Below are 4,209 nucleotides of genomic sequence, written 5' to 3'. Positions count from 1 at the left end.
AGTAAAGTGAGGCTTAATTTATAGGTTTTTGTTAACAATATTTATTAAAACTACATATTGCTTGGAAATTTACAAATATGATTTACAATAAATTTATTTTAATTATATATTTTATTGAATAAATAATATAATATCAGTAAATAATAGAGATGTTTCTATGCTTAAAAGTATTACTTTATTAATATTCAGGGGGTTCGTTACTCGATACACCGAAAAATTTCTTGCTATTTGAGAGCTTGCAGCTTAGCGTACACAGGGCAAGAAGGTTCGTGAGCACCCGGTAGGTATCCAGTACTCATCAAAAATTCATTTACAATCTCGCCACCCACAAATTTAAAGTGTTTTTTAAAGACTTTTACCCATTCCGGTTTTGATAGTGGATGGTGATGGTCTAGCCAATTCTTGAATGAACCGTAATTGTTTTGAATTGATAAAATTTGCTGGGCATTGTAGATGGCTGCGTTTACTTTAAGTCGGTTACGGATAATTCCGGCATCATTTAGCAAGCGATTCCAATCACCTTCACCATAGTTGGCTATCTGATCAATGTTGAAATTAGAATAGGCCGAACGAAAATTATCTTTCTTCTTCAGAATAGTCGTCCAAGATAATCCTGCCTGATTAATCTCTAAAATCAGACGCCCGAAAAGCTCATCATCGTCGTGTAAAGGAAAGCCGTATTCATGATTGTGATAATGAACATTGGGGTTATTGGAATCCATTTGGCGTACGGCTTGGCAGTAAGTCATGGTTCAGGTGTTCAGGTGTTCAGGTGTTCAGGTGTTCAGGTGTTCAAAGTTACACGAACACTATAACACCTTAATATTTTTAGGTTTTTTAGAAAGGTTTTGTTTGTACCACACGTTGGCCACTACGCCTAAAATGGCGAGGCCCATTCCGGCATAGGCTAATATGCTATAAGTTTCATCGAAGAAAATGTAGCCGAAGATAAGCGCATAGACAATACTTAGATAGCGAATGATACTGACTTTAGAAAGCTCTTCTAACTGAATTGACTTGGTCATAAAAAACTGAGCAAATTGGGTGAGCAAGCCAATGGCAATCAGAATAGCCCAGTCCCAGCCTTGGGGCGGTACCCAGTGGAAAAAGGAATATGCTCCACTGAGTGGAGTGGTTATTAGTGGAAAATAAAAAATAATCACGAGTGGGTGTTCTTGTGTATTGATTTTACGGATAAAGCTCTGCGCTAAACCGGAAAAGAAGGTAGCGATAATTCCGATTGTTAGGTAAAACCACTGCACCCGAGGGTCGAAGCCCTGCACCATAACTACCCCAACAAAGGCTAGTAGAAAGAACAGCCATTGAACAGGCTTAACTTGTTCTTTTACAATAAATATTCCCAGAATAGTGGTGAAAATTGGGGCAAGAAAACCGATGGTAACGGCACTAGCCAACGGAATTTTCTGCAATGTTTCGTAAAATAGAATCAAAGCTACCGCTCCGCACAGACCGCGTAAAATTAGGTGCTTTCGGTGAACACCCCAAACCGATACGCCCTGCCGCTTTAGCAGCCAGAAACTAAGCAGAAAGGAAATAGCCGACCGAAAGAATACCACTTGGGTAGAAGGAATATGCGCGACCAGTTTCACCATCAACCCCATACAGGAGAAGAAGAAAACCGAAACCACCATGTACCACACCCCTCGAGAAAAAGTCAAACCGCTTGTTTTATCAATAATCCTTACCGCTGTACCAATGCTTCTTAACTACCTCCATCAGATCGGAGCGAATAGCACAACCAGCTACCAGCTCGCCCCCAAAAATGTAGTTATCGGTTCCGGTGAATGTGGTGACTGACCCACCAGCTTGCTGTACAATAAGAGCTCCGGCCGCTACATCCCAGGGTTTAAGATTATACTCAAAAAAACCTTCAAACCGTCCGCAAGCTACGTAAGCTAAATCTAACGCAGCACTGCCCATCCGGCGTAGGCCGTGGGTTTGCTGCATTAAGTCCTGTACTACATCAATGTAGGCCGGCATCTCCCGAAATTTAGAATAGGGAAAACCGGTTGCCAATAACGATTCTTCCAGCGTAGCTACCGAAGAAACTCGTATTTCCTGCTGGTTGAGGTACGCTGACCCGTTTTTGGTAGCGTAAAACATTTCGTCACGATTAGGTTCGTAAATGGCTCCTAAAATCATTTCGTCCTCTTCCATTAACCCTACACTGATGGAGTAAAACGGAAGGTTATGCACGTAATTAGTAGTACCGTCTACTGGATCAATAATCCAATTGTAGCGATCGGCCCTTCCCACATTAGCTGTTCCTTCTTCGGTAATGAATCCGGCTTCAGGTAGAATTTCAGATAAGCTTTTAACCAGTTGCTTCTCTGCTTCTTTATCTACGTACGATACTAAGTCGTTTTTACCTTTGTACTCAATATCTCCGGAAGAAAATTTTCGATTTTCCTCCAGAATAAAATGACCGGTTTTCCGAACAGCGTTCAGGGTTTGTTCTAGCAAGTGATTGAGATACATTAGTACTTGTGGGTTTTTCGTTTTACAAAAGCGGCCAGCAATACCAAGGGTGACATCCAGGCAGCCGTTCGGGCTAGATAATCGCCGTGGCGAGCGTAAAAAGTAATTTCTTCGTTAGCATAAATTGTTTCCCGAATTACGGCGGGCTCCCAGTATTCGGTAGGCTGTAAAATATCACCACGCTGGGTAATAAACGCCGAAATACCTGTATTGGCCGAACGGGCTACGCTGCGGCGCGATTCAATAGCTCGTAACGAAGCATATTGCAAATGTTGCTTAAAACCGGGAGTATTGCCCCACCAAGCATCATTTGTAATAATAAAAATTACTTCAGCTCCATTGCGAACAAACTCAGTCATAAAATCGCCATAGATAGATTCGTAGCAAATTGCGGGCGCAACTCCTACTGAGTCAGCATCATACAAAACTGTCCGTTCAGCTTGTCGGCCAAAGCCTCCGGCGGTACCCCCCAAATCAAAAATTGTCTCCGAAATTACTCGGAACACTTGCGGGTAGGGTAGGATTTCAACTCCGGGCACCAACTTCGATTTGTGATAGTACACTTCGGTATCGTTTTCATCAACGAACAGGGCAGTATTAAATACGTCATAGTAACCTAATTTTTCCCCGTAGCGAGCCGTCGCTGGGGCTATGGTATCTTTGCCGTAAATAACATAAGATGTCATACCGGTGATTAACGCCAAATCGGGATAACGCTCGTTAAATGCCAAAATCTTCTCAAAAATCTCAGTAGAAATAAAATCAGGTTCGTAGTAAGCCCCATCGAAAGCTGACTCCGGCCAGAGCAGAAACTGGGTCTCTGGGGTAAGTGCTTCTTCCGACTGAGCAATAAACCGAGCAACTTGTTCTTCGTAGGGAATGAAGTTTTCGCTGCCGACAAATTTTTCGGTGTAAGGGTCAATATTAGGCTGTAAAGCCACTACTTCTATCGGCTTCCCAGTTTCCTCATAACTAAAGTAGGTGATGTAAGAATAGATGATAGGCAGCGAAAGCCAAATAACAGTGAAGAGTAAAGACCGCCACTGAGGCTTAGTCAATAGACTTCCGGTAGGTGTAAAGAATACTTGATACACCGCAATATTTCCCAGCCAAACCCACAACGTACCGCCAAAAACGCCAGTATATTCGTACCACTGCACCCAAGCGGGTTGAGCCGCAAAGCCATTGCCCAATGTGAGCCAGGGCCAAGACAAGTCCCAATTTAGGTGAATGTACTCGAACGTCATCCAGTACAGCACCAGTGAAAACAATCCCCAGGCCGTTCCGGTAGCTCGTTTGGTAAATCGGTACAGTAGCCAGGGTAGCGTCATTAGTAGCGAGTTCGCCAGCAGCATAAAAATTGCTCCTGCTAACGTGGCATTGTAAACCCACCAAGTGGTTAGAATATTCCACAGAAACAGGGTGAGATAAGCGTAGCCGAAAAATACTCGCCCCGGACGACGGTAGTTTTTGCTGGTGCAGTAGTTCTCAATGGCTAAAAGTGGAACGATAGCGAAGAATAGAAAGAACGGAAAAGCGAACGGAGGCCAGCCTAGCCAAAATAGCAAACCACTGGCGAGCGATAGCAGAAGTAAATAGTAGGGTTTAGGTGGCAAGGGCGAATTAAGGTTTACCGTCAACAACAATAACAATTTCTCCTTTAACGGTAGAAGTTGCAAAGTAGTTAGCCAGTTCGAATAAAGTTCCTCG

4 protein-coding genes are annotated in these 4,209 nt (G+C 43.1%); all 4 read right to left on the bottom strand.

From position 1 onward, the window contains the following. Positions 1–224: 224 nt before the first annotated feature. Positions 225–749, bottom strand: coding sequence for a DNA-3-methyladenine glycosylase I (locus WBA23_RS19685; RefSeq protein WP_424583991.1), 525 nt, complete (start codon positions 747–749; stop codon positions 225–227). Between the two features lie 60 nt (positions 750–809). Beyond that, the gene (locus WBA23_RS19680; RefSeq protein WP_424583990.1) at positions 810–1,679 is read right to left on the bottom strand and encodes a DMT family transporter; all 870 of its coding nucleotides are present in this window, start codon (positions 1,677–1,679) and stop codon (positions 810–812) included. A 13-nt stretch (positions 1,680–1,692) separates the two neighbouring features. Further along, positions 1,693–2,499, bottom strand: coding sequence for an inositol monophosphatase family protein (locus WBA23_RS19675; RefSeq protein ID WP_424583989.1), 807 nt, complete (start codon positions 2,497–2,499; stop codon positions 1,693–1,695). Continuing rightward, a partial coding sequence (gene lnt / locus WBA23_RS19670) for an apolipoprotein N-acyltransferase (protein WP_424583988.1) occupies positions 2,499–4,209 on the bottom strand: 1,711 nt, incomplete at its 5' end. The genes WBA23_RS19675 and lnt, both read right to left, overlap by 1 nt.

This window comes from Tunicatimonas sp. (genome assembly GCF_049647865.1).
Lineage (GTDB): Bacteria > Bacteroidota > Bacteroidia > Cytophagales > Cyclobacteriaceae > Tunicatimonas.
The sequence above is the reverse complement of the archived record's forward strand: the minus strand, read 5'-3'. Positions and strand labels throughout refer to the sequence as shown.

Excerpts from the sequence above, each read along its gene's own strand:
- WBA23_RS19685 (WP_424583991.1), bottom strand. The coding sequence starts at position 749 with ATGACTTACTGCCAAGCCGTACGCCAAATGGATTCCAATAACCCCAAT.
- WBA23_RS19675 (WP_424583989.1), bottom strand. The coding sequence starts at position 2,499 with ATGTATCTCAATCACTTGCTAGAACAAACCCTGAACGCTGTTCGGAAA.